The following is a 22,964-nucleotide window of genomic DNA, read 5'->3' on the forward strand; positions in this document are numbered from 1 at the left end:
GGGCCACGGCGCCGGGCGCACCCGGCGCGGACGCCCCGGCTCCCGGCGTCGGAGCCCCGACCGGTCCCGAGGGCCCGGCCGGCGTTCCCGCAGACGCGCCCGCGAGGGGCGCCGCGGTGGGGGACGGCTTGCGGGGGCGGCGCCGGGCCGGGCCGGTCCTGACGCCGTAGCCCACCAGGACCGGCTGGCGCTCCTCCCTGGGGGCCGCCACCGGAACCATGTCGTCGGCCGGCGCTCCGGCGGCCTCCGCGCTCTCCACGGGGACCGGGGGCGGCGCCGAGGCGGCGCCGGAGGGGCCGGAGCCGGGACCGGCGCCCGTGCCGTCGTCCACGGAGATGATCGGCGTGCCGACGTCGACGGTCTCGCCCTCGCCGGCCATCAGCGCGGTGACCACGCCCTCGAACGGGCAGGGCAGCTCGACCACGGCCTTGGCGGTCTCGATCTCCACGATGATCTGGTTGACCGTGACCGGGTCACCCGGCTTGACGTGCCAGCGGACGATCTCGGCCTCGGTCAGGCCCTCACCCACGTCGGGGAGCTTGAACTCCTTCATCCTGGCTCCCTCCTTCAGAACGCGAACGCGCGGTCGACGGCGTACAGGACCCGGTCCAGGTCGGGCAGGTAATGATCCTCCAGCCGCGAAGGGGGGTAGGGGGTGGACGGCCCGCCGACACGCAGGACCGGGGACTCCAGGTGGTAGAAGCACTCCTCGGTGACGCGGGCGGCGATCTCGGCTCCGAAACCGCTGTAGACGGGCGCCTCGTGCACCACGATGCAACGTCCGGTCCTGCGCACCGACTCGACGATCCGGGGGACGTCGAGCGGGTTGAGCGAGCGCAGGTCGATCACCTCCAGGGAGCGGCCGTCCTCCTCGGCCGCCTTGGCCGCCTCCAGGCAGGTCTTCACCATCGGGCCGTACGCGAGCAGGGTGACGTCGGCCCCCGGCCGCACCACTCGGGCCTGGTCGAAGGGCGGCCAGTCGCCGGAGTCGACGTCCACCTCCGCCTTCTCCCAGTAGCGCCGCTTGGGCTCGAAGAAGACGACCGGGTCGTCGCAGCGGATCGCCTGCTGGATCATCGCGTAGGCGTCGGCCGGGTTGGAGCAGGCCACGACGCGCAGGCCCGCGGTGTGCGTGAAGTACGCCTCGGGCGACTCGCTGTGGTGCTCGACCGCGCCGATACCGCCGCCGCACGGGATGCGCACGACGACCGGCAGCCTCAGCTTGCCCAGCGAGCGCAGCGGCATCTTGGCGAGCTGGGTGATGATCTGGTCGGCCGCCGGGAAGACGAACCCGTCGAACTGGATCTCGCACACCGGACGGTACCCCCGCAGCGCGAGGCCGATGGCCGTGCCGACGATGCCCGACTCGGCCAGCGGGGTGTCGATGACCCGCTGCTCGCCGAAGTCCTTCTGCAGCCCGTCGGTGACCCGGAAGACCCCGCCGAGCTTGCCCACGTCCTCACCCATGACGAGGACCTTGGGGTCGTCCTCCATGGCCTTGCGCATGCCCTCGTTGAGCGCTCTGGCCAGCGTGAGAGTGGTCATCCCTCGAACCCCTCCAGGTAGGCGGCGAACTCGGCGCGCTCGGCGTCCATCAGCGGGTGGCGCTCGGCGTAGACGTGGTCGAAGATGGCCAGCGGTTCGGGGTCGGGCAGGGCGAGACAGCGCTTGCGGAGGTCACGTCCCAGCTCGTCCGCCTCGGCGTCGACCGCCTCGAAGAACTCCTGGTCGGCGATCTGGTTCTTGAACATGTAGGACCGGACCCGCTCGATCGGGTCCTTGAGCTTCCACGCCTCCAGCTCGGCGGCCACCCGGTAGCGGGTGGGGTCGTCGGAGGTGGTGTGGGCGCCCATCCGGTAGGTGAAGGCCTCGATCAGCATCGGGCCCTGCCCGGACCTGGCGTCGGCCAGCGCCTTGCGGGTGACGGCGAGGCAGGCGAAGACGTCGTTGCCGTCGACCCGGACGCCCGGGAAACCGAACCCGCTCGCCCTGCGGAACAACGGGATGCGGGACTGCTTCTCCAGCGGCTCGGAGATGGCCCACTGGTTGTTCTGGCAGAAGAACACCACCGGGGCGTTGAACACCGAGGCCCAGATGAACGACTCGTTCACGTCGCCCTGCGAGGTGGCGCCGTCGCCGAAGTAGACGATGGTGGCCGCCTCGGCGCCGTCGCGCTGGACGCCCATGGCGTAGCCGACCGCGTGCAGGGTCTGGCTGCCGATCACGATGGTGTAGAGGTGGAAGTTGTGCTCGGCGGGATCCCAGCCGCCGTGGTTGACCCCGCGGAACAGGCCGAGCAGGTTCAACGGGTCCACGCCCCGGCACCAGGCGACGCCGTGCTCGCGGTAGGTCGGGAAGGCCATGTCTGTCTCCGCCAGGGCGCGGCCGGAGCCGATCTGCGCGGCCTCCTGGCCGAGCAGCGAGGCCCACAGGCCCAGCTCACCCTGGCGCTGCAGGGCGACGGCCTCCATGTCGACGCGGCGGACCAGGACGAGGTCCCGGTAGAGTGCGCGGACCTCATCCGGGGTGAGGTCGATGTCGTAGTCGGGGTGCTCGACCCGCTCTCCTTCGGGGGTCAGCAACTGGACGAGTTCCGGGGGTGCTTCCGCACCACGGGAGGCGTCGGCTGTCACGTGCCGCTCCTGTGTGCTCGGGGCCGTCTGGATGGGTTCGCCACCGTCGTCCGGCCGGTTAGCAACGCGTTCGATCCTTCTGGTGGTGGCTCGTCCGCGTTTGTGGCCATCGTGGCAGAGGTCACACGTATGTGCGCAAGACCTGCCGAGGCGTTCATGTGATCCACATTCCCCGCGCCTCTCCTTTCACCCACGCGCGGCGCGGATCTCCCGCAGGATCGCGGAACGGCGGCCCCGAAGACACAGCCAGGCGGCACGACCCACGGACACACGGACACACGGACACACGGACACACGGCCAGGCGGCACGGCCCACGGACCCGCGGACACACGGCCGGACGGCACGGCCCACGGATCCGGGGACGGAGTGCGCGGCCCCGGAGACGGAGTGCTGCGCGGGCCGGTTACTCTTGAGGCGCCGAACCGTCCCCGCTCCAACCAGGAGGAACACCGTGGCGCGCGTCATCGTCGACGTCATGCTGAAGCCCGAGATTCTCGACGCGCAGGGGCAAGCCATCGCCCGCGCGCTCCCGCGGCTCGGCTTCTCCGGCGTCTCCGCGGTACGGCAGGGCAAGCGGTTCGAGGTGGAGCTGGAGGGCCCGGCCGACGAGGCGGCGATCGCGGACGTCCGGAAGATGGCCGAGACCCTGCTCGCCAACACGGTGATCGAGGACTTCACCGTCACGGTGGAGTCGTAGGGCGACATCCCCCGCGGATCTACACCTCCCAGATCGGTCTAAATCCCACTTTGGTGGTGGAGCAATCCAATGGGTTGACCACCAGTAAATAACATTACGGTTATTTTGCGGTTAGCCCGGATTCTGTAGGGAAGCCTTCACCAGGTGACGTCTGACCCCGGGAGGAACGCGGTGGGCATGGAGTTCTCGCTGGCTCTGCCCAGACAGGCCGTCGGAATTCCGATGGTCCGCAGGGCGCTGGGTGACTCCCTGCGCTCGTTCGGCGTCACCGAAGACTGTGTCTCCGACATCCTCCTGGCGGTCACGGAGGCGTGCGCCAACGCCGTCCGGCACGGCGGCCCGGCCAACCGCTACCGGGTCGAGACCGCCATCGGCGACGGCCGCTGCGACGTCCGCATCATCGACCGCGGCCAGGGCCTCCTCCGGGTGCCGGAGCAGTACCCGCCGACCGACATCGAGAACGGCCGGGGCATCCTCATCATGCAGGCCGTGGTCGACGAGATCTCCTTCAAGATCACCCCCGGCCGGGGCACCGTCGTGCACCTGCGCAAGCACCTCGACTGGGACGAGGACGCCGCGTCCACACGCGAACGGGTGCTCGCCGCCGTCTAGTGAGCCGGATCCGAGGTCCCGCCCCGCCACATGAGGCGTATCCGGCACCGAGCACCCGGTCGACACCTCGGTGATCCCGCGGTCGACCGCGCAGCGCCACCGAGCCGGCCCACCAGCCCGTACGACCGCGCCCCGCCCTTCGCGGGACGGCCTCTCGCCCACCTCGCCGGGCCTGTGGCAGGGGCTTGGTCGCCTCTCTCCGGGGAGCAGATAGCCTGGACACACCGCCGCAGACCGATGTCCGATGTGTGAGACGTCGGCGCGGCGCTCGTTTGTGGAGGGGAACGCTGTCATGAGTGCTGCCCGCGTGGGCGTGGTCACTTTTCCCGGAACTCTTGACGATCAGGACGCGGCCCGCGCCGTGCGCCACGCCGGCGGCGAGGCCGTCCCGCTGTGGCACGCGGACCCCGACCTGAAGGGGGTGGACGCGGTCTTCCTGCCGGGCGGGTTCTCCTACGGGGACTACCTGCGCTGCGGGGCCATCTCCCGGTTCGCACCGCTGATGGAAGAGCTGATCCCGGCGGCCAGGGCCGGCCTGCCGGTGCTGGGCACCTGCAACGGCTTCCAGATCCTCTGCGAGGCCCACCTGCTGCCGGGCGCGCTGATGCGCAACGCCGGGCTGCACTACATCTGCCGCGACCAGGGCATCCGGGTGGAGAGCACCACCACCCCCTGGACCTCCGCCTTCACCGAGGGCCAGGAGATCGTGCTGCCGATCAAGCACGGTGAGGGCCGCTACGTCGCCGACCAGGCCACCCTGGAGGCGCTGGAGGCGGGCGGCCAGGTCGTCTTCCGCTATGTCGGGGGCAACCCGAACGGCTCCCTGAACGACATCGCGGGCATCCGTAACGAGGCCGGCAACATCGTCGGTCTCATGCCGCACCCCGAGCACGCCGTCGAGGACCTCACCGGGGCCCCGAGCACCGACGGCCGCGGGTTCTTCACCTCCATCCTCAAGAAGCTGGTGAACGCATGACCCTCGACACCGTCAAGCGCGCCGAGGAGACCCCCGAGGAGCGCCAGCCCTACGCCGAGCTGGGCATGAAGACCGACGAGTACGAGCGGGTCCGCGAGATCCTCGGCCGTCGGCCCACGAGCTCGGAACTCGCCATCTACAGCGTCATGTGGAGCGAGCACTGCTCGTACAAGTCCTCCAAGGTGCACCTGCGCCAGTTCGGCACGAAGGCTCCAGTCTCGGAGGCTCTGCTCGTCGGCATGGGCGAGAACGCCGGCGTGGTCGACGTCGGCGACGGCTGGGCGGCCACCTTCAAGATCGAATCGCACAACCACCCGTCGTACGTCGAGCCGCACCAGGGTGCGGCGACCGGCGTCGGGGGCATCGTCCGCGACATCATGTCGATGGGCGCCCGGCCGATCGCGGTGATGGACGCGCTGCGTTTCGGCGCGGCCGACGCCCCCGACACCCGGCGGGTGCTGCCCGGCGTGGTCGAGGGCATCAGTCACTACGGCAACTGCCTGGGCCTGCCCAACATCGGCGGGGAGGTCGTCTTCGACCCCTGCTACATCGGCAACCCGCTGGTCAACGCGCTCTGCGTGGGCCTGCTGCGCAAGGACCAGATCAAGCTGGCCACCGCCCCCGGCCCGGGCAACAAGGTCGTCCTGTTCGGCGCGCTGACCGGTCCTGACGGCATCGGCGGCGCGTCCGTGCTCGCCTCGGCCACCTTCGAGGACGAGTCGCACGCCAAGCGCCCCAGCGTCCAGGTCGGCGACCCCTTCATGGAGAAGCTGCTGATCGAGTGCTGCCTGGAGCTGTACCAGGCGGACGTGGTCGTCGGCATCCAGGACCTCGGCGCGGCCGGCGTCTCCTGCGCGACCACCGAGCTCGCGGCCAAGGGCACCGGCGGCATGGACGTCCGGCTCGACCTCGTCCCGCTGCGCGACCCGTCGCTGCGGCCCGAGGAGATCCTGATGAGCGAGTCGCAGGAACGCATGATGGCGGTCGTCACCCCCGACGACATCGACGCCTTCATGGCGATCTGCGCGAAGTGGGACATCCCCGCGACCGTCATCGGCGAGGTCACCGACTCCGGCCGCCTGGTGATGACCTGGCACGGCGAGACGATCGTCGACATCCCGCCGGGTACCGCGGCCGACGAGGGCCCGGTCTACGAGCGGCCGTTCCACGAGCCGGCCGGCCAGGCCGCGCTGAACGCCGACGACCCGGCCCGCCTCGACCGCCCCGCCGACCTGCGCGCGACGCTGCTGCGGCTCCTCGGCTCGCCCAACCTGGCGTCGAAGGAGTGGGTCACCTCCCAGTACGACCGCTACGTCCGGGGCAACACGGTGCTGGCCCAGCCCGCCGACGCCGGGGTGCTCCGCATCAGTGAGGCCATGCCGGGCGCCGAGGAGACGACCCGGGGAATCGCGCTGGCCACCGACGGCAACGGCCGCTACGCCCGCCTCGACCCGTACGCCGGGGCCCAGCTCGCGCTGGCCGAGGCCTACCGGAACGTGGCGGTGACCGGTGCGAAGCCGCTCGCGGTGACCAACTGCCTCAACTTCGGCTCCCCGGAGGACCCCGAGGTCATGTGGCAGTTCGCCGAGGCCGTGCGCGGCCTGGCCGACGCCTGCAAGACCCTGGGCGTCCCGGTGACCGGCGGAAACGTGTCGTTCTACAACCAGACCGGGACGACCGCGATCCACCCGACCCCGGTCGTGGGCGTGCTGGGCGTGATCGACGACGTGGCCGCGCGTGTGCCGTCCGGCTTCACCGGGGAGGGCGACCGGGTCGTCCTGCTCGGCGAGACCGAGCAGGAGTTCGGCGGTTCGGAGTGGGCCCACGTCGTCCACGGCCACCTCGGCGGCCTGCCGCCCGTGGCGCGTCTGGAGTCCGAGCGCGACCTGGCGCTCGTCCTGACCGAGGCCGCCTCGCGGGGTCTGCTGACCGGCTCCCACGACCTGTCCGACGGCGGGCTGGCCATCGCCCTGGCCGAGGCCTGCCTGTCCCGGGGCGTCGGCTGCACCGTCTCCCTGACGGGTGACGACGCGTTCGTCGACCTGTTCAGCGAGTCGTCGGCCCGCGCACTGGTGACCGTCAGGCCGGAGTCGTTCGACGCCTTCGCGGAGCTGTGCGCGGCCCACGAGGTGCCCTGCTACGGCCTGGGCACCACCGGCGGCGCCTCCCTGACGGTGGAGGGCGTCCTGGAGATCCCGGTCGCCGAACTCCGGGAGACCCACGAGGCCACCCTGCCGGGCATCTTCGGCTGACGGTTCGAGCACAACAGGGGTACGGCTTGCGGGCGCCGTACCCCTTCTTCATTCGCGCGTCCGCCGTCCGAAGGGGTGGGACGGGGTCACTTGGCGGCGGGGCTCGCCGACGGGGTGGTGCTGGGCGTCGCGTTCTGGCTCTGCTGGTTGCCGGGCTCCTGCTGCTTCTCCGAGGCGCCCGCCTCCTCGAGGAGGTGACGCAGGGAGCCGGAGCAGTCGCCCCACTGCAGGATCGAGGGGTCCTTCGAGACGTTCTTGCAGGTGATCTTGCCCTTGAGGCCGATCTCCCTCAGGTCGAACACCATAGCCTTGATCGCGGTGGCGTCCTTGCCGTCCCGGCCGTCCTTGCCGTCCTTGCCGTCCTTGCCGTCGACACCCGGCTTGCCCTGGGGACCGGTGTCGCCCTTGTCGCCCTTGTCGCCCTTCAGGCCCTGGGGACCGGTGTCGCCCTTGTCGCCCTTCAGGCCCTGCGAGCCGGTCTCGCCCCTGGGGCCCTGCGGACCGCGCGGGCCCTGCGGACCCTGCGGGCCGGCGGTGGCGATGCCCTGGGAGCCGCCTCCCTGGCTCCAGACGACCCGGGTCTCGGTCGACCTGCACGAGGCCGTGGCGTTGACGATCCGCGTGTAGCGCGTCTTCTTGTGGACGCACGCGTGAACGTCACCGGCCGCCGACGACGCGACGGCAGCGCTGCCGCTCACGGTGAAGATCGATCCGGCCAGCACGCCGACGGACAGAACAGCAAGCGTACGTCCGCCCCGCAACTTGGTAGCCACTGAGCTTCCTTTCTGTGACTTCAGAGCCTGATGTGATCCAAATGGATCTGGGTAATAGATGTTTCGATCGCTCCAGAGGTTGTCGCTTTAAACATCACGTTTTGGCTTCAGCGGCGAGAGGTGCGGGCGCCTGGGCTTCGAACGCCTGCCCGTGCCGGTCCCGTGCGGGATAATCGGTCCGTTCGGGGGAACCTCGCCCCTACGGGCGTGGGCGGACGAGACAGGGAACCACCCGGGTTCCCCAGACACGGAGGCCACCGTGCCGACCATTGACCCGACGAACGCGGCCCTCGACGACCGCGCCGGACGGGAACCGTACCTGCCGCCGGCGACCCAGCCGATCCGCGCCCTGGTCTGGGTGCTCCACCTGGTGATGCCGATGCTGGGGCTCTGGCTGCTGCTGGCCCAGCCCGACCTGAACATCGTGTGGCATGACAACCCCAGCCACTTCTGGTTGATCATCACCGTGGCCGGGATCAACCTGGCCCTGGGCCTCATGATCAGTGAGGCGTCGGCACGGCGCGCGGACGCCCGGCTGCTGCTGGTCTCACTGGTCTTCCTGAGCAGCGCCGCGTCCTTCCTGGTGCACGGGCTGACCACGCCGAGGATCATCCTCGACGGGCCGAGCTACGGCTTCGACCTCTCCCACCCGGTCGGTCTCCTCATCGCCTCGGTGTTCGCGTTCGCCTCGGCGCTGCCGCTGGGCGAGCGTGCGGCCGAGGCCGTGCTGAGGAACCAGATGTGGCTGCGCGGCGGTGTCGCCGTGCTGATCGCCCTGTGGGGAGTCGCCTGCCTCGTGCCGGGCCTCACCCCGCTGAGCGGTCCGGCCCCCACGGGCGGTGCCGGCCTCGGCGGCCTGGAGCTGATCGGGGTGGTGCTGTACGCGGCGGCGGCCACGATGCTGTTCCAGCTGCACCGCAGGCGTCCGGCGGCGGTGCTCGTCAGCCTGGTCACCGCCTACGCGCTGCTCGCCGAGGCGCTGGTCGCCGGGACGTCGCACCGCAACTGGCACCTGTCGTGGTGGCTGTGGCACGTGCTGCTGACCACGGCCTTCCTCTTCGTCGCCTACAGCGCCTACCTGCAGTTCCGGCGGGAGGGCAGCAGCGCGGGGCTGTTCGACGCGGTCGCGCTGTCGGCGACGGTCCGCAGGCTGCGGGCCGACTACGAGGCGGCCCTGGAGGAACTCGTCGGCCACCTGCGACGCCGGGAGGAGAGCAGGGTCCCGATCGCGGACCGGCTGGCCGGCAAGTTCGGGCTCACCGAGGCGCAGGCGGCGGTGCTCGACCGGGCGGGTGAGGCGCTGGCCAACGAGCGCGAGCTCTCCGAGCGGCTCGCCGCGTTGGCCGACATCGGCCGCCAGGCCCGCGTGGGCCTGCCCGAGAAGGAACTCCTCGCCCAGGGCCTCGACCGGATCCGGCAGGCGTACGGGGAGGTCCGTATCAAGCTGGTCGACGACGGCCGGGTCAGCGTGGGCGCCAAGGAGTACGCCCAGCGGGACTTCCCCGCCGACGGGCCGCTCCGGTTCGACGGCAAGGTCGTCCACCCGCTCACGGTGAAGGGCAGGCTCGCCGGGGCACTGGAGGTGCCGGTCGGCCGGACCCCCCAGGACGAGGCGCTGGCCGCCACCCTGGCCGGCCAGCTGTCCATCTCCCTGGAGAACGCCCGGCTCTACCGCGAGCTGGAGACGCTTTTCCGGCAGTACATGTCGCCGGACGTGGCCCAGTCGCTGCTGGCCGACCCGCGGACCGCGGCGCTCGGCGGCGAACTGGTCGAGCTGACCGCGCTCTTCGCCGACCTGAAGGGCTTCACGAGTTTCTCCGAGAAGGTGGCGCCCGGCGAGATCGTCGAGATGCTGAACCGCTACCACTCCGCGGCCGTGCCCATCATCCTCGGCAACGGCGGCACGATCGTGCAGTTCGTGGGCGACGCGCTGCTGGCGCTGTTCAACGCGCCCGCCCGGCAGGAGGATCACGCCACCGCCGCGGCGCGGGCGGCCCTGGCCATGCAGAGGGCCGCCGAGGAGATCGCGGCCGGGACTCCCGGTTATCCTCGGTTCAGGATCGGGATCAACACCGGTCAGGCGCTGGTCGGCAACATCGGCAGTCCGGAGCTGCGCGGGTTCAACGCGATGGGCGACTGCGTCAACGTGGCCGCCCGGCTGGAGGGCATCGCCGACCCCGGCAGCGTCGTGATCGGGCAGAGCACTCTCGACCTGATCGGTCCCCACGCCGAAGTCCATCCCCTGGGCTGGCTCAACCTCAAGGGCAGGGAACAACCTGTCCATGCCTATGTGCTGTCCGGCCTTCCGTAGAGATACGTCCGGCCGCGAGACCCGTCCCGACACCACCGAGATCGCCGAGAGGTGACCATGAGCTCCACACCCGAACCGGGCGAGTTCATCACGATGCTCACGCGTGAGGAGGTCGCGGCCCTGTATGCCGCCGGGCGCCCCCGGCGCTGGGACAGGGGCGCGACGATGTTCACCGAGGGCGACGTGTCCGACTGGGTTCTCCTCCTGACGTCCGGCCGCGTCAAGGTGTCCTCGCACACCGCGGCCGGCAGCGAGGTGGTGCTCGCGGTGCGCGGGCCGGGTGCGCTGCTCGGCGAGTTCGCGGCGATCGACGGCCTGCCCAGGTCCGCCACGGTCACCGCGCTGGAGCCGGTCGAGGGGATCACCATCCGCGACTTCCCCGCCTACCTGCAGGAGCACGGACGGGTGGCGGTGCTGCTCATGCAGATGATCACCAGCAAGATGCGCGACGCCGACCGCAAGCGGATCGAGTACGGCGCGTTCGACACCACGGGCCGGGTGGCCACCCGCCTGGTCGAGCTGGCCGAGCGGTACGGCGAGCCGGACGACGGCGGCGTCCGGGTGGCGCTCCCCCTCTCCCAGGACGAGCTGGCCGGCTGGACCGGTGCCTCCCGCGAGGCGGTGAGCAAGGCCCTGCGCTCGCTGCGCGACCGGGGGCTGATCGAGACCGGCCGCCGCCGCGTGATCGTCCACGACATGGAGGGGCTGCGCAAGCGGGCCCGCTGAGGGCCCTCCGGGAGCCCTCGACGGCCCGCCCTCCGGGAGCCCTCGACGGCCCGACGACAGCCGGCGGTGGGACGCGCCCTTCCGATGGAAGGGCGCGCGCGTCCTCCGTCGGGCGGGGAGGTCCCGCGCCGTGCCGCCGTACACAGTGCGGGGCGACCCGCACCGTGATCGACGTACACAGTGCGGGGTGACCCGCACCGTGATCGACGTACGACGTACGTCAGACTGGGATTCATGGTCGCAATTCCCCAAGACCTACCCGGCTCCCCCGAATACCTGTCCAAACTCCGCTACGCGTGGCGGGTCTGCTCGGTCACCAGCCTCGGCATGGTCCTGATCGGCATATCCGGAAGCACGTTGAACGTGGCGCTTCCCACCGTGGTCAGGCACTTCCGGGCGGACGCGTTCGCCGCCGGCTGGGTCCTGCTGGCCTTCCTCCTCGTCAACACCGCGAGCCTGGTCTTCTTCGGCCGGGTGGCCGACCTGCTGGGCCGCCGGGAGATCTACCTGACGGGATTCGCGCTGTTCACCGTCGGGTCGCTGCTGGCCGGGTTCTCGCCGGGGATCTGGTTTCTGATCGCGATGCGGGTGGTGCAGGCGGTCGGGGCGGCGATGATCCTGGCGAACGGAACTGTGATCATCACCGACGCCTTCCCTTCGGACCGGCTCAGCCAGGGCATGGGCGTCTACATCGGCACGCTCTCCGTCGCCCAGCTCGCCGGGCCGACCGTGGGCGGCCTCGTCGCCGACACCGCGGGCTGGCAGTGGATCTTCTGGGTGAACGTGCCCGCCGGGTTGATCGCCCTCGCCTGGGGCGCCTTCACCCTGCGCCGGGTCCCCCGGGGGCCGCGCCGGCCGGTGGACGCGCTCGGCAACCTGATCGTGTTCGCCGCGCTCTCGGCGGCCCTGATCGCGCTCTCCGAGGCGGGGTCGCGGGGCCTGTCCAGCCCGGTGGTGATCGTCGGGGCGGGGATCGCGGTGACGCTGGTCCCGGCGCTGATCCTCGTGGAGCGCCGGTCGTCGCACCCCGTGCTCGACATGCGGCTGTTCGGCGAGCGCATGCTGGCCTTCGCCAACGTGGCGTCCTTCTGCAACGCGCTGGCGCGCTCGGCGCTGATCCTCCTGGTCGCCCTCTACTTCCAGGCGGCCAGGGGCGTCGACGCCGTCACCGCCGCCCTGGGCGTGCTGCCGGTGCCGATCGGCATGGCCGTGGCCTCCCCTGCGGCGGGTGCCCTCGGCCGCCGGGTGCCGCCCTACGCGCTCTCCGTGGGGGGAGCCCTGATGAGCACGGCGGGGCTGGGCGTGCTGTTCCTGACCGTCGACCCCGCCACGCCGTACTGGATCATCGGGGTGGGGCTGTTCCTGTGCGGCTGCGGCAGCGGCACCTTCCTCACCGGCAACACCACACAGGTCATGTCGGCCCTGCCCGCGGGGAGCCTGGGCGTGGTGAACGGCTTCCGGCTCATGATCATGAATGTCGGGATCGTGCTCAGCGTCGCCGTCACGCTGAGCGTTCTGACCAGCTCGGTCAGCGCCGAGCTGCGCGGCCAGGTCTACGCGGGCACGCTGTCGCGCGTCTCACCCGTGGCCGTCGAGCAGCTGATGGACGGCTTCCGGAAGACCTACGCCGTGCTGTTCGCCGTCGCCCTGACCGGCGCCCTGACGGCCGCCCTGGCGAGAGCCCGCCGAGACCCCGCCGCGCGGTAGGGGCTGTGGTCCTTCGGGGTGCTCGGGATCTGCTTCTTCGCCGCGCTCTGCCCGCAGAACGAGCCGGGCTTCCCACCGATCGAGGCGGCGGCGGCGTTCGTGCCGATGGCGCGACCGGTGGCCGCGGGCACGGTGACGGCCCGCGCCCGTCCCGGAGCCCCGCCCGTAGGACGGGGCTCCGGGACGGGCCGGCGCCGGGTCAGGAACCGATCTTCTTGCCCTCGGTGTGCCAGACGACCGCGACGGACGGACGGGGCTGGCTGGTCCCGCCGTCGGGCCAGTGGCTGCTGGGGTTCTCGGGGCTGGCGTCGTCGGTCTCACCGGGGTGCTGCACGGCCACGAAGACGCTCCGCTGGTCCTTGCTGATCAGCGGACCACACGTCTCGGCGCCGACCGGCACGCTCAGGAACTGGCGCAGGTAACCGCGCTCGGGACCGCGCACCGGCATGACGAACAGGCCGTCGTTGGCGCCGAGCTGGTTGCCGTCGGTGGAGATCCAGAGGTTGCCGTCGGCGTCGAAGGTGACGTTGTCCGGGCAGGAGATCGGCGAGACCTTGGTCTTGTCGAACCCGGCGAAGTACGTGGCGGGGTCGTTCGGGTCGCCGCAGACCAGCGGCAGCGACCAGGCGAAGGTCGTGGCACCGGCGTCGTTGCGGCGCTCGACGATCTCCAGGACGTGACCGTGCTTGTTGGCCGAGCGCGGGTTGGCCTCGTCCGCCTGGGCCGGGGTCCGGTTGGAGTTGTTGGTCAGGGCCACGTAGACGCCGCCGGTGACGGGGTTGCGCTCCACGTCCTCGGGGCGGTCCATCTTGGTCGCGCCGACCTTGTCGGCCGCGACCCGGGTGTAGACGAGCACCTCGGCGGCGGTCATCCCGGGCACGTGCGAGACGTTCCCGGTGACCAGCGGGATCCACTCGCCGGAGCCGTCGAACTTCCCGTCCGCGGGAAGCCTGCCGGAGCCGTCGATCTCGGTGGCCGGGCTGTCGCCGGTGAACTTGGCCACGTACAGCGTGCCCTCGTCCAGCAGGGTCCGGTTGTGCCGGTCGAAGCCCGGGATGTAACGCTTCTTGGAGACGAACTTGTAGACGTACTCGAACCGGGAGTCGTCCCCCATGTAGGCCACGACCCGGCCGTCCGCGGCCAGGGAGGTGGTGGCGCCCTCGTGGGCGAACCGGCCCAGGGCGGTGCGCTTGACCGGCGTGGAGTCGGGGTCGAACGGGTCGATCTCCACGATCCAGCCGGTCCGGTTGAGCTCGTTGGGGTGCTTGGCCAGGTCGAACCGCTCGTCGACCCGGTCGAACCGGCGGTTGCCGTTCGGGATGCCCGTCGTGGTGCTCACGCCGTACCGGGAGAGGTAGGGCTTCTGCGCCTCGGGCACACCGTTGCCGTTGACGAAGTACTGGTTGAAGTTCTCCTCGGCGGTGAGCACGGTTCCCCACGGGGTGGTGCCGCCGGCGCAGTTGTTCAGCATGCCGACCGGCGTGGTGCCGGCCGGGTCGGCGGCGGTCTTCAGCAGGTCGCTGCCGGCCGCGGGGCCGGTGAACTTCATGGGGGTGTGCACGGTGATGCGGCGGTTGTAGCGGCGACGCCCCCTGGTGACCAGCCGCCACTCGCCGGAGTTGCCCACGCGCTCGATCTCGACGACCGAGCCGCCGTGCGCGGCCATGCCGATCTTGATCTGCTCCTCGGTGGCGGAGGTGCCGTCCTTGTACCCGCGGAACATCAGGCTCTCGTCGGAGTACTCGTGGTTCACCCAGAGCAGGCCGCGGTTGTGGCCGATCGGGAAGAGCGTCACGTAGTCACAGTTGTAGCCGAACTGCGCCGCCTGCGCCTCGGCCGTCTGGTTCTCGAAGTCGAACGCGGGGGCGCCGGGCAGCACCGGGTCGCCCCAGCGCACCACGGCGGCCGAGGCGTACCCGGCGGGGATTGTCAGCTTGTCGTCGGTGTTCGGCGCGACGGCGGCGAAGCGCAGCTTGCCGCTCCCGCCGGGGCCGTTCCCGCCGCCGTGACGGAGGGTCTCCGCCTCCACGTCCGGGTCGGCCGCGGCCGGAAGGGCGGTGCCGACGCCCGTCCCGACGACCAGGGCACCGACGGCCCCGGCGCGCAGCATGCTCCGGCGGGACATCGCCTGGGCGACCACGTCACCGAAGTACGGGTTGTCGCTGGGGTTCGTCACATCGTGGGCGCACTGGTCACCGCAGCGGAATCGGCAGGTGAGCGCGCTGCGGCCGCCCTTGTGCGGGCTCGCGAGCAGCGGGAGCAGTCGGCGCGGCGACATGTTCGCCACAGGTCCTCCAAGAGAGTGCAAAGTCGTTCCCGCACGGACGCTACGGGCGTCAACCGAACCCGGGGTGAACGAGGTTTGCCCGGTTGATGAACCGTTCGTCCGGATGATCTCCTCCGGCGGGCGGGCATCATGGAAGGCGTGCCACCACACAAGCCCGACCCCGCCAAGGTCCGCGCGGCCCTCGACAGCCAGCTGATCGCCCTCGACGAGCCGCCCTACGACGGGCCCGAGGGGCTCGCGGCGCTGCTGGGAGCATGCGTGGCCGTGGTCCTCCGCGCCTTCGAGCGCGGGATCTCCCCCGAGCGCGACGCCACCCGGTTCGCGGTGCGGCACCTGCTGGACAAGCTGGCGACGGCCGCCCCCGGCCGGACCGTGGAGGTGCGGGTCCCGCCGTACGCGGCCGTGCAGTGCGTGGCGGGCCCCCGCCACACGCGGGGCACCCCGCCGAACGTCGTCGAGACGGACGCGCGCACCTGGCTGGAGCTCGCCACCGGCCTGCTGACCTGGGCCGAGGCGACGGCGGCCGGGAGGGTCTCGGCCAGCGGGTCCAGGGCCGATCTCTCGGACCACCTGCCGCTGCGTTAGACGCCCCGACCGGTCGCCGCGGCCGGACCGGGTCAGGACCCGGTCTCGACCTGGATGCCGAACTTCTCCTCGATGCAGCGCTGCTGCTGAGGCCCCGGGGGCAGGTTGAGGCAGTCGCTCACCCGGTTGTAGACCCAGACGACGAACACCGTGGCCATGATCAGGGTGAGGGCGCTCAGGACGATGCCCACCCAGGCGCGGCCCTTGTTGGAGTTCTTGGCGACCGCGACGATGCCGATGACCAGACCGACGATCGCCGACAGCACGCCGAGACCGCAGACGAAGAGCAGCACGATGCTGACGATGCCCAGGACGAGCGCGGCGGTGCCGAGCCCCCCGCCCTGCTTCACGGGACCACCCGGGTAGGCCGGGTACGGCGTGCCGCCCGGGTAGACGGGCGTGCCCGGCATCGGCGCCGCGTACGGCGTGCCCATCTGGGGCGGGACGTTCTCCTGGGGCGGATACGCCGGGCCCGCCCCCGGGGGCTGCTGCAGCCGGTCCCCGTAGCTCTGCCGCGGCAGCTGCCCCGGCTGGGTGGTCTCGTGCTCCTCCTCGCCCGGCCGGTCCCCGCGGTCGTCGCCCTGCCGGTGGGCCCGGTGGGGCTCGCCCCCCTCGGGGACGCCCTCCGGTCCCCCGGCCTGGCCGCCGCCGTAGGGAGAGGCGCCGCCCCCGGAGGGCATGCCCTGACCGGGCTCGTCGCGCGAGCCACCGGAGGCGTACGCGCCCGGACCGCCGGCGCCGTACGCACCCGGGACCGCCGGGAAGCCCTCCGGGGTCGTCGGCGGGTCGTAGCGCGAGGGTGGCGTGGCGGCGGGAGTCTCGGGCAGGTCCGGCCCGCCGGGAGGTTCCGCGGCGCTCTCCCAGCCGGGGTAGGCGGGAGGCGTGGTGCCCGGCACCGGGTGGGAGAGCTGCCCCTCCGCGGACACGGTGTCCGGCCGCGGGTAGCCCGGTGAGCCGTACGTCATCGTGGCGTTCGGGTCCACCTGCTCCGGGCCGGGCACCTCCGGCGCGCGTGGCAGGTCCGGGTGCCGCGGGAGCGACGGCTCCTCAGGCACCGGCGACGACGGCCAATTCGGGGTGCCGGGCTTTTCGGGCTTTTCGGGCTCTTCGGGCTCGGGAGACCACGGGGTGGGCCCGCCCGGCTCGCCCGGCCCGGCGGGCATCGTGGACGACGGCCGGTCGGCGGCCTCCTGCGGCCACACGCGCTCGTCGGCGGCCCGCCTCCGTCCCGGCCGCCCGCCGGGCTCCGCGACCTCGCCCTCCGGGGAGGAGGACTCCTGCGGCCAGGCGAGTGGCCGGGTCCGCTCGGGCGGCTCCCCTCCGAGTGGCTCGGACGGCTCTCCCACGGACGCCCCGGCGCGTCCCGGCGGCTGCCACATCGGCATCCCGGCCTGGTCGGACGGCTGCCACGTCGGCATCCCGGCCGGCTCGACGGGCTCCCACCGGGACGGCCGGGCGCGCTCGGACGGCTCCCCGGCGGTACCGGAACGTTCCAGCGGCTCCCCTCCCGGCGGGGCGGCCCGCTCGGGCGACTCGCCCGCCGGGGTGGAGGGCGGTCGCGGCCAGGGGGACGGTTCGGACGGCGGAGGGACGGCCCGGGCGGACGGGTCGTCGGGGCGGGGAAGGGTCGGCGCGGGTTCGGAGGTGGCCCGCTCATCCTGGGCGGCCGACTCCTCGGAGGCGCTCGACGGCTCCTCCGAGCCGGACCCTTCCCGCTCGGGTCGCCCGCCCTGCGGCTCGCGCCGCCGGCCGGGCTGGTTCGGGTCCATGGGTGTGATCACGTCTACTCTCCCGACGCTGAGGCATGCCGGATATCTCACACTCCCCTGCGACCCGCCGACGAAACAGGCCGACACGGCAAAACACTGACGATCATTCGGTCATGGTGACCCATGTCACGGAACGGACCCTGGGCGCAAGCAGCGAATAGGCCGACCTAGAATGAAGCATGTGCTGAAGGGCGACGGCCATCTGAGCCATGACCTTGACCCCCACGACCGGCCCCCGAAAGACGCGTGCGGTGTCTTCGGCGTCTGGGCTCCTGGGGAAGAAGTCTCCAAACTCACCTACTACGGGCTGTACGCGTTGCAGCACCGCGGCCAGGAGTCCGCGGGCATCGCGGTCAGCGAAGGCAGCCGAATCCTGGTCTACAAGGACATGGGGCTGGTCGCGCAGGTCTTCGACGAGTCGGTGCTCGGCACCCTCCGCGGGCACCTGTCCATCGGCCACTGCCGCTACTCGACCACCGGGTCGAGCGTCTGGGAGAACGCCCAGCCGACCCTGAGCTCGACCGAGGACGGCGGGCTCGCGCTCGCCCACAACGGCAACCTCATCAACACCCCGGAGCTGGCGCGCCGCCTGGCGCCGGGCTCGACCAGGGCGACCACCGACACCGAGGTGCTGGCGTCGCTGCTGGCCCAGGACCGCACCCAGTCCATCGAGGACGCGGCCGCCGAGCTCCTCCCGCAGGTCAAGGGCGCCTACTCGCTCGTCTTCATGGACGAGCGGACGCTGTACGCGGCCCGCGACCCGCAGGGCGTCCGCCCGCTGGTGCTGGGGCGTCTGGAGCGCGGCTGGGTGGTCGCCTCCGAGACCGCGGCGCTGGACATCGTGGGCGCCACGTTCGTCCGCGAGATCGAGCCCGGCGAGTTGATCACCATCGACGAGCGTGGCGTGCGCTCGCGGAAGTTCGCGCTGGCGGAGCCCAAGGGCTGCCTGTTCGAGTACGTCTACCTGGCCCGTCCCGACACCGCGATCGCCGGGCGGAGCGTGCAGAGCACCCGCGTCGAGGTCGGTCGCGTGCTGGCCCGCGAACACCCGGTCGAGGCCGACCTGGTCATCCCGACGCCCGAGTCGGGCACGCCCGCCGCCGTCGGCTACGCCGAGGAGAGCGGGATCCCGTACGGCCAGGGCCTGGTCAAGAACTCCTACGTCGGCCGCACCTTCATTCAGCCGTCGCAGACGATCCGCCAGCTCGGCATCCGCCTGAAGCTCAACCCGCTGAAGGAGGTCGTCGCCGGCAAGCGCCTGATCGTCGTGGACGACTCGATCGTGCGGGGCAACACGCAGCGGGCCATCGTCAAGATGCTGCGCGAGGCGGGCGCCCTCGAGGTCCACGTCCGGATCTCCTCACCCCCGGTCGCCTGGCCCTGCTTCTACGGCATCGACTTCGCCACCCGGGCCGAGCTGATCGCCGGCTCGCTGAGCGTGGAGGAGATCCGCGCCTCGCTCGGTGCCGACACGCTCGGCTACATCTCGTTGGAAGGCCTGACCGCGGCCACCACCATCCCCTCGGAACGGCTCTGCCGCGCCTGCTTCGACGGGAACTACCCGATCCCGATCGACCAGGACAACGTGGGCAAATACGTGCTGGAGGCCAAGCTGTGATCGGGCGGGGCACGCGACCGGTCCGGACGACGAGGAGAGCCGCATGACCAGCTACGCCGCCGCCGGGGTGGACATCGACGCGGGCGAGCGCGCCGTCGAGCTGATGAAGTCGAAGGTGGCGCGGTCGCGCCGGCCCGAGGTGGTCGACGACGCCAGCGGCTTCGCCGGGCTCTTCGACGCCTCGGCGCTGCTGAGCTATCGGCGCCCGCTGCTCACCACGTCGACCGACGGCGTGGGCACCAAGGTCATGCTGGCGCAACGGCTGGGCAAGCACGACACGATCGGTATCGACCTGGTCGGCATGGTCGTGGACGACCTGGTGGTCTGCGGTGCCGAGCCGCTGTTCATGACCGACTACATCGCCTGCGGCAAGGTCGTCCCCGAGCGGATCGCCGAGATCGTGGGCGGGGTGGCCGAAGGCTGCCGCATGGCGGGCTGCGCCCTCATCGGCGGCGAGACGGCCGAGCACCCGGGGGCCATGGGCGCGGACGAGTACGACCTGGCGGGCGCCGCCACCGGCGTGGTCGAGGCCGACGAGATGCTCGGCCGCGACCGGGTCCGCGAGGGTGACGTGGTCCTCGCGCTGGCGTCCTCCGGCATCCACTCCAACGGCTACTCGCTGGTCCGGCACATCATCAAGCTGGCCGGGCTGTCCCTGGAGGCCGAGATGCCCGAGCTGGGGCGGACTCTGGGCGAGGAACTGCTGGAGCCGACCAGGATCTACGCACTCGACTGCCTGGAGCTGGCCCGCTCGGTCGACGTGCACGCGTACGCGCACATCACGGGCGGCGGTCTGGCGGGCAACCTGTCCCGTTCCCTGCCGCCGACGCTGGACGCGCTGCTCGACCGCTCATCGTGGACTCCTCCCGCCGTCTTCGAGGTCCTCGCCGGGCACGGCAAGGTGGCGCAGGCCGACATGGACCGCACCTTCAACCTGGGTGTGGGCATGACCGCGATCGTCGCCCCCGACTCCGTGGAACCGGCTCTGGCCCTGCTCCGCGAGCGCGGCCTGCCGGCCTGGGTGCTGGGCGAGGTCGTCCCCGGCAGTGGCGAGGCGCGCTTCGGCATCTGAGGCGACGTTGTGTTTATGGCGACGCTGCGCGTCGCGGTTCGGACGCTCTGACCCGGTGACCGGCGAGCCCTCGTGGGCCGCTTCGTGGAACGGTCGTCGGCGTGTCCCAACGGCGCTCGCCGGCGTGCGCGCCCGGGCCGGTGTGTGGTCGTGGTCGGGCGGGCGCCCGCGAGGCCCGTGGCGGGCGCGGGCATGCCAAAGGCGCTCCGGGCCTGCCGGAGCGCGGTCATGGTACCGACTCACACGGAGAAGAGCACCCGGCGGCTTCGCCAACCGCCGGGTGCCCTGCTCACCATCAACGTGGAACTCGCCTAGCGGCGACCGGAGGGCCCGTCTTCGCGGTCGTCCCCGGAGCCGAAGTCATCGGCGTAGTCGGCGTACCGCTCCGCCAGTTCGTCGTAGGCGTCGTTGGAGTCGTCGTTGTGGTTGGAGTCGTCTCTGACTCCGAGCTCGTCGCGAAGACGGTCAAGATCAGTGCCACCGCTGTTGTACTTCAGCTGGCGAGCAACCTTGACCTGCTTGGCCTTTGCTCGGCCGCGCCCCATTGGCTCGACCCCCTCGTGTGGGGTCGTGCCCGACCCCTCGTCGCTAACGCACCACGCACTGACGCCACCTGACTTGAGGCGTCAGCTCTCGTTCGCCTACAACCGTACCTGTTTTGCGCCCGGCTCGGTACGCCGTATGGACGTGAGGGACTAGCGGCCCAGCCAAATGCCCCTAATCCGCCCGACTTCCGACATTCTGCGCTCAGCTAGCCTATCGGCTGCGACCGCCGGAGGGACGCCCTCCTCCGCCGCGCTGGAGAAGATCTTGAGAGTCGTTTCATAGATCTTGGTGGCCTTTGCCTTGGCCCGATCCATGTTGAAACCCTGGATCTCGTCCGCGACCTGGATGACTCCGCCCGAGTTGACGACGTAGTCGGGCGCGTAGAGGATGCCGCGGTCGGCGAGCTGCTTCTCGACACCGGGGTGGGCCAGCTGGTTGTTGGCCCCGCCGCACACGATCGTGGCGCGCAGCCGGGCGACCACGTCGTCGTCCAGCGCCCCGCCGAGGGCGCACGGCGCGTAGACGTCGATGTCGGCTCCGGTGAGCTCCGCCCGTCCGGCGACCACCTCCACCTGCGGGTGACGCCGCCGCACCAGCTCGACGGCCCGCTCGCTGACGTCGCAGACGACGACCTCGGCGCCGTCCTCGATCAGGTGGTCCACCAGGCGGTGGCCGACCTTGCCGACGCCCTCGACGCCGACGCGCCTGCCGCGCAGCGTGGGCGTGCCGTAGGCGTGCTCGGCCGCGGCGCGCATGCCCTGGAAGACGCCGTACGCGGTCAGGACGGAGGAGTCGCCGGCTCCCCCGTTGGCGAGTGTGCGGCCGGTCACGTAGGAGCTCTCGCGGGCCACGATGTCCATGTCCTCGCTGTAGGTGCCCACGTCACACGCGGTGAAGTAGCGCCCGCCCAGGGACTGGACGAACCTGCCGTAGACGCGCAGCAGCGCCTCGGTCTTGTCGGTCGCCGGATCGCCGATGATGACGGCCTTGCCGCCGCCGTGGTCGAGCCCGGCCAGCGCGTTCTTGTAGGCCATCGCCCGCGAGAGGTTGAGCACGTCGGCCAGCGCGGCCTGCTCGCTCTCGTACGGGTAGAACCTGGTACCGCCGAGGGCGGGACCGAGGGTGGTGTTGTGGATCGCGATGATCGCGTGGAGGCCGCTGCGCTCGTCGGAGCAGAACACGACCTGCTCGTGCTTCGTCTGGCCGCTTACCGGGCCGGCGTCCTTGTGGGACAGCCCGAAGACGTCGGTCACTGTGGTGACTCCCAGTCGTCCGTTCCCGCCGCACCGTCGCGACGGAGATCACCCTCAGCGTAACCACAAGCGGGCGAAGGCACGACCTGCACGTACGCCATATCTCAGCGACCGAGACAGATGGGGTCTCCGCACGCCAAGGGGTGACCAGATACGGACAACAACCGCTCCTTCATGACACGATGCGGTCGTGCTGCCCTATGCCGCGTACCTCCGCGTCTACGAACCGCTGGTCGCGTTCAGCCCGGCGGAGCGTGTCTCGTGGGCCGCGTACGCCGAGGCGACCGATCGTCCCCGCCGAGCGAGCGCGCTCCACGCCGAACACGGGGAGGCGGTGCGCCGCCTCTTGGGGGTCTCCCCGACCCCCGCTCCCGCGCAGGAGAGTCCCAACGCCTATCTCAGGCGCGTGGAGGACGTCCTGTACGTTTGCCCGTGGCAGAGCAGACTCAGGTCCTGGCTGGCCTTCTCACGCCTGCGCGGGACGACGCCGCCCAAGCTGATGGAGCGGTTCGTCCCGGCGGCGGTCGCCGAGCAGACGGCCGACGACTTCGACCGTTTCAAGCGCCGCAGCGACTCGGCCGCCCTGCGCACCCACATCCGCAGCTCCACCTGGCACGTTCCGACGGCCTGGTTCGTCCCCTTCGACGGCAACGAGCGCTGGCTGGTCATCGACGGTGAGAGCCCGCAGGGAGGCACGACCACCACCCGCAACCTGATCTACGTCACGTCCATGGCCCATGCCAGGCGTCGCAGCGCCCGCGCCCTGCAGATCATCCGCAGGCAGGTGGGCGAGGTCGCGGTCACCTCGGAGGTCGAGGACGTGGCCCGGTGGCTGGAGGAGTTCCACCCGCATTCGCTGGTGGAGCTCGATTACGGCGGCATCGTCAATCTCATGGACGCCGAGACGCTCCAGGCCGACGAATCCGTGGCGGAGCTCGCGGCGGCGCTCACGGGTCTGGAAAAAGGCGAGGAAGACCTGGCGTTCGCCATGTATCAGCGCGTCATCCTCCGCTGGAGATCAATACAACTTCTCGAATCAGCAAACTGACTCGCAAATCACCCCTTCCACCTGCGTAAGTAGGTCCGTCGATGACCGGGGATGCACCTACGAACTGAGTAGTTTGCCGTTTTCACTGCGATACCACG

General features: G+C 71.2%; 19 protein-coding genes. 11 read left to right on the forward strand and 8 right to left on the reverse strand.

Annotated elements, in window-relative coordinates; genetic code table 11:
• The 3 genes from ABD841_RS28545 to pdhA all read right to left on the reverse strand — a co-directional run.
• A partial coding sequence (locus tag ABD841_RS28545) for a biotin/lipoyl-containing protein (RefSeq protein ID WP_344978267.1) occupies positions 1-553 on the reverse strand: 553 nt, incomplete at its 3' end.
• Positions 554-567: 14 nt separating this feature from the next.
• Positions 568-1,545: an alpha-ketoacid dehydrogenase subunit beta gene (locus tag ABD841_RS28550; RefSeq protein WP_344978269.1), complete on the reverse strand. Its 978-nt coding sequence runs from the start codon at positions 1,543-1,545 to the stop codon at positions 568-570.
• On the reverse strand, positions 1,542-2,633 hold the full coding sequence (gene pdhA, locus ABD841_RS28555; RefSeq protein WP_344978271.1) for a pyruvate dehydrogenase (acetyl-transferring) E1 component subunit alpha: 1,092 nt from the start codon (positions 2,631-2,633) through the stop codon (positions 1,542-1,544). The genes ABD841_RS28550 and pdhA overlap by 4 nt, the downstream gene beginning before the upstream one ends.
• A gap of 452 nt (positions 2,634-3,085) precedes the next feature.
• On the opposite strand from pdhA, the gene purS reads away from it, so the two are divergent.
• The 4 genes from purS to purL all read left to right on the forward strand — a co-directional run bounded on the left by purS (position 3,086) and on the right by purL (position 7,171).
• Positions 3,086-3,331: a phosphoribosylformylglycinamidine synthase subunit PurS gene (purS, locus tag ABD841_RS28560; protein WP_344978273.1), complete on the forward strand. Its 246-nt coding sequence runs from the start codon at positions 3,086-3,088 to the stop codon at positions 3,329-3,331.
• A 144-nt stretch (positions 3,332-3,475) separates the two neighbouring features.
• Positions 3,476-3,943, forward strand: coding sequence for an ATP-binding protein (locus tag ABD841_RS28565; RefSeq protein WP_344978275.1), 468 nt, complete (start codon positions 3,476-3,478; stop codon positions 3,941-3,943).
• 292 nt (positions 3,944-4,235) lie between these two features.
• Positions 4,236-4,919: a phosphoribosylformylglycinamidine synthase subunit PurQ gene (gene purQ / locus ABD841_RS28570; protein ID WP_344978277.1), complete on the forward strand. Its 684-nt coding sequence runs from the start codon at positions 4,236-4,238 to the stop codon at positions 4,917-4,919.
• Complete coding sequence (gene purL / locus ABD841_RS28575) at positions 4,916-7,171, forward strand: phosphoribosylformylglycinamidine synthase subunit PurL (protein WP_344978279.1); 2,256 nt, start codon at positions 4,916-4,918, stop codon at positions 7,169-7,171. Before purQ ends, purL begins: the two co-directional genes overlap by 4 nt.
• A gap of 86 nt (positions 7,172-7,257) precedes the next feature.
• Here purL and ABD841_RS28580 read toward each other — a convergent pair whose 3' ends face one another.
• Entirely contained in the window at positions 7,258-7,944 is a 687-nt protein-coding gene (locus ABD841_RS28580; protein WP_344978281.1) for a hypothetical protein, read from the reverse strand.
• A 259-nt stretch (positions 7,945-8,203) separates the two neighbouring features.
• Here ABD841_RS28580 and ABD841_RS28585 point away from each other — a divergent pair, with 259 nt between their 5' ends.
• The 3 genes from ABD841_RS28585 to ABD841_RS28595 all read left to right on the forward strand — a co-directional run bounded on the left by ABD841_RS28585 (position 8,204) and on the right by ABD841_RS28595 (position 12,688).
• Positions 8,204-10,255, forward strand: coding sequence for an adenylate/guanylate cyclase domain-containing protein (locus tag ABD841_RS28585; protein WP_344978283.1), 2,052 nt, complete (start codon positions 8,204-8,206; stop codon positions 10,253-10,255).
• Positions 10,256-10,312: 57 nt separating this feature from the next.
• Positions 10,313-10,981, forward strand: a complete 669-nt coding sequence (locus ABD841_RS28590; RefSeq protein WP_344978285.1) for a Crp/Fnr family transcriptional regulator — start codon at positions 10,313-10,315, stop codon at positions 10,979-10,981.
• A 234-nt stretch (positions 10,982-11,215) separates the two neighbouring features.
• Positions 11,216-12,688, forward strand: coding sequence for an MFS transporter (locus ABD841_RS28595; protein WP_344978287.1), 1,473 nt, complete (start codon positions 11,216-11,218; stop codon positions 12,686-12,688).
• A 199-nt stretch (positions 12,689-12,887) separates the two neighbouring features.
• Here ABD841_RS28595 and ABD841_RS28600 read toward each other — a convergent pair whose 3' ends face one another.
• Positions 12,888-14,966: a PhoX family protein gene (locus tag ABD841_RS28600; protein WP_425582055.1), complete on the reverse strand. Its 2,079-nt coding sequence runs from the start codon at positions 14,964-14,966 to the stop codon at positions 12,888-12,890.
• A 147-nt stretch (positions 14,967-15,113) separates the two neighbouring features.
• Here ABD841_RS28600 and ABD841_RS28605 point away from each other — a divergent pair, with 147 nt between their 5' ends.
• Complete coding sequence (locus ABD841_RS28605) at positions 15,114-15,560, forward strand: sterol carrier family protein (protein ID WP_344978291.1); 447 nt, start codon at positions 15,114-15,116, stop codon at positions 15,558-15,560.
• Positions 15,561-15,592: 32 nt separating this feature from the next.
• On the opposite strand, the gene ABD841_RS28610 is transcribed toward ABD841_RS28605, so the two are convergent.
• Positions 15,593-17,341, reverse strand: a complete 1,749-nt coding sequence (locus ABD841_RS28610; RefSeq protein ID WP_344978293.1) for a DUF4190 domain-containing protein — start codon at positions 17,339-17,341, stop codon at positions 15,593-15,595.
• A gap of 160 nt (positions 17,342-17,501) precedes the next feature.
• Here ABD841_RS28610 and purF point away from each other — a divergent pair, with 160 nt between their 5' ends.
• Entirely contained in the window at positions 17,502-18,947 is a 1,446-nt protein-coding gene (gene purF / locus ABD841_RS28615; protein WP_344978295.1) for an amidophosphoribosyltransferase, read from the forward strand.
• Positions 18,948-18,990: 43 nt separating this feature from the next.
• Entirely contained in the window at positions 18,991-20,019 is a 1,029-nt protein-coding gene (gene purM / locus ABD841_RS28620; RefSeq protein ID WP_344978297.1) for a phosphoribosylformylglycinamidine cyclo-ligase, read from the forward strand.
• A gap of 311 nt (positions 20,020-20,330) precedes the next feature.
• Here purM and ABD841_RS28625 read toward each other — a convergent pair whose 3' ends face one another.
• Both ABD841_RS28625 and ABD841_RS28630 read right to left on the reverse strand, forming a co-directional pair.
• Positions 20,331-20,564 carry a DUF3073 domain-containing protein gene (locus ABD841_RS28625; RefSeq protein WP_344978298.1) on the reverse strand — a complete coding sequence of 78 codons (234 nt, stop codon included), beginning with the start codon at positions 20,562-20,564 and terminating at the stop codon, positions 20,331-20,333.
• Positions 20,565-20,714: 150 nt separating this feature from the next.
• The gene (locus ABD841_RS28630; RefSeq protein ID WP_344978300.1) at positions 20,715-21,818 is read right to left on the reverse strand and encodes a Glu/Leu/Phe/Val family dehydrogenase; all 1,104 of its coding nucleotides are present in this window, start codon (positions 21,816-21,818) and stop codon (positions 20,715-20,717) included.
• 190 nt (positions 21,819-22,008) lie between these two features.
• Here ABD841_RS28630 and ABD841_RS28635 point away from each other — a divergent pair, with 190 nt between their 5' ends.
• On the forward strand, positions 22,009-22,866 hold the full coding sequence (locus ABD841_RS28635; protein WP_344978302.1) for a DUF8083 family protein: 858 nt from the start codon (positions 22,009-22,011) through the stop codon (positions 22,864-22,866).
• Positions 22,867-22,964: the final 98 nt, after the last annotated feature.

The organism is Streptosporangium fragile, assembly GCF_039534445.1.
In the GTDB taxonomy this organism is placed as follows: domain Bacteria; phylum Actinomycetota; class Actinomycetes; order Streptosporangiales; family Streptosporangiaceae; genus Streptosporangium; species Streptosporangium fragile.

Coding starts and splice junctions, on each gene's coding strand:
- ABD841_RS28550 (WP_344978269.1), bottom strand. CDS start 1,545: ATGACCACTCTCACGCTGGCCAGAGCGCTCAACGAGGGCATGCGCAAG.
- purQ (WP_344978277.1), top strand. CDS start 4,236: ATGAGTGCTGCCCGCGTGGGCGTGGTCACTTTTCCCGGAACTCTTGAC.
- purL (WP_344978279.1), top strand. CDS start 4,916: ATGACCCTCGACACCGTCAAGCGCGCCGAGGAGACCCCCGAGGAGCGC.
- ABD841_RS28590 (WP_344978285.1), top strand. CDS start 10,313: ATGAGCTCCACACCCGAACCGGGCGAGTTCATCACGATGCTCACGCGT.
- ABD841_RS28595 (WP_344978287.1), top strand. CDS start 11,216: ATGGTCGCAATTCCCCAAGACCTACCCGGCTCCCCCGAATACCTGTCC.
- ABD841_RS28600 (WP_425582055.1), bottom strand. CDS start 14,966: ATGTCGCCGCGCCGACTGCTCCCGCTGCTCGCGAGCCCGCACAAGGGC.
- purF (WP_344978295.1), top strand. CDS start 17,502: ATGAAGCATGTGCTGAAGGGCGACGGCCATCTGAGCCATGACCTTGAC.
- purM (WP_344978297.1), top strand. CDS start 18,991: ATGACCAGCTACGCCGCCGCCGGGGTGGACATCGACGCGGGCGAGCGC.
- ABD841_RS28625 (WP_344978298.1), bottom strand. CDS start 20,564: ATGGGGCGCGGCCGAGCAAAGGCCAAGCAGGTCAAGGTTGCTCGCCAG.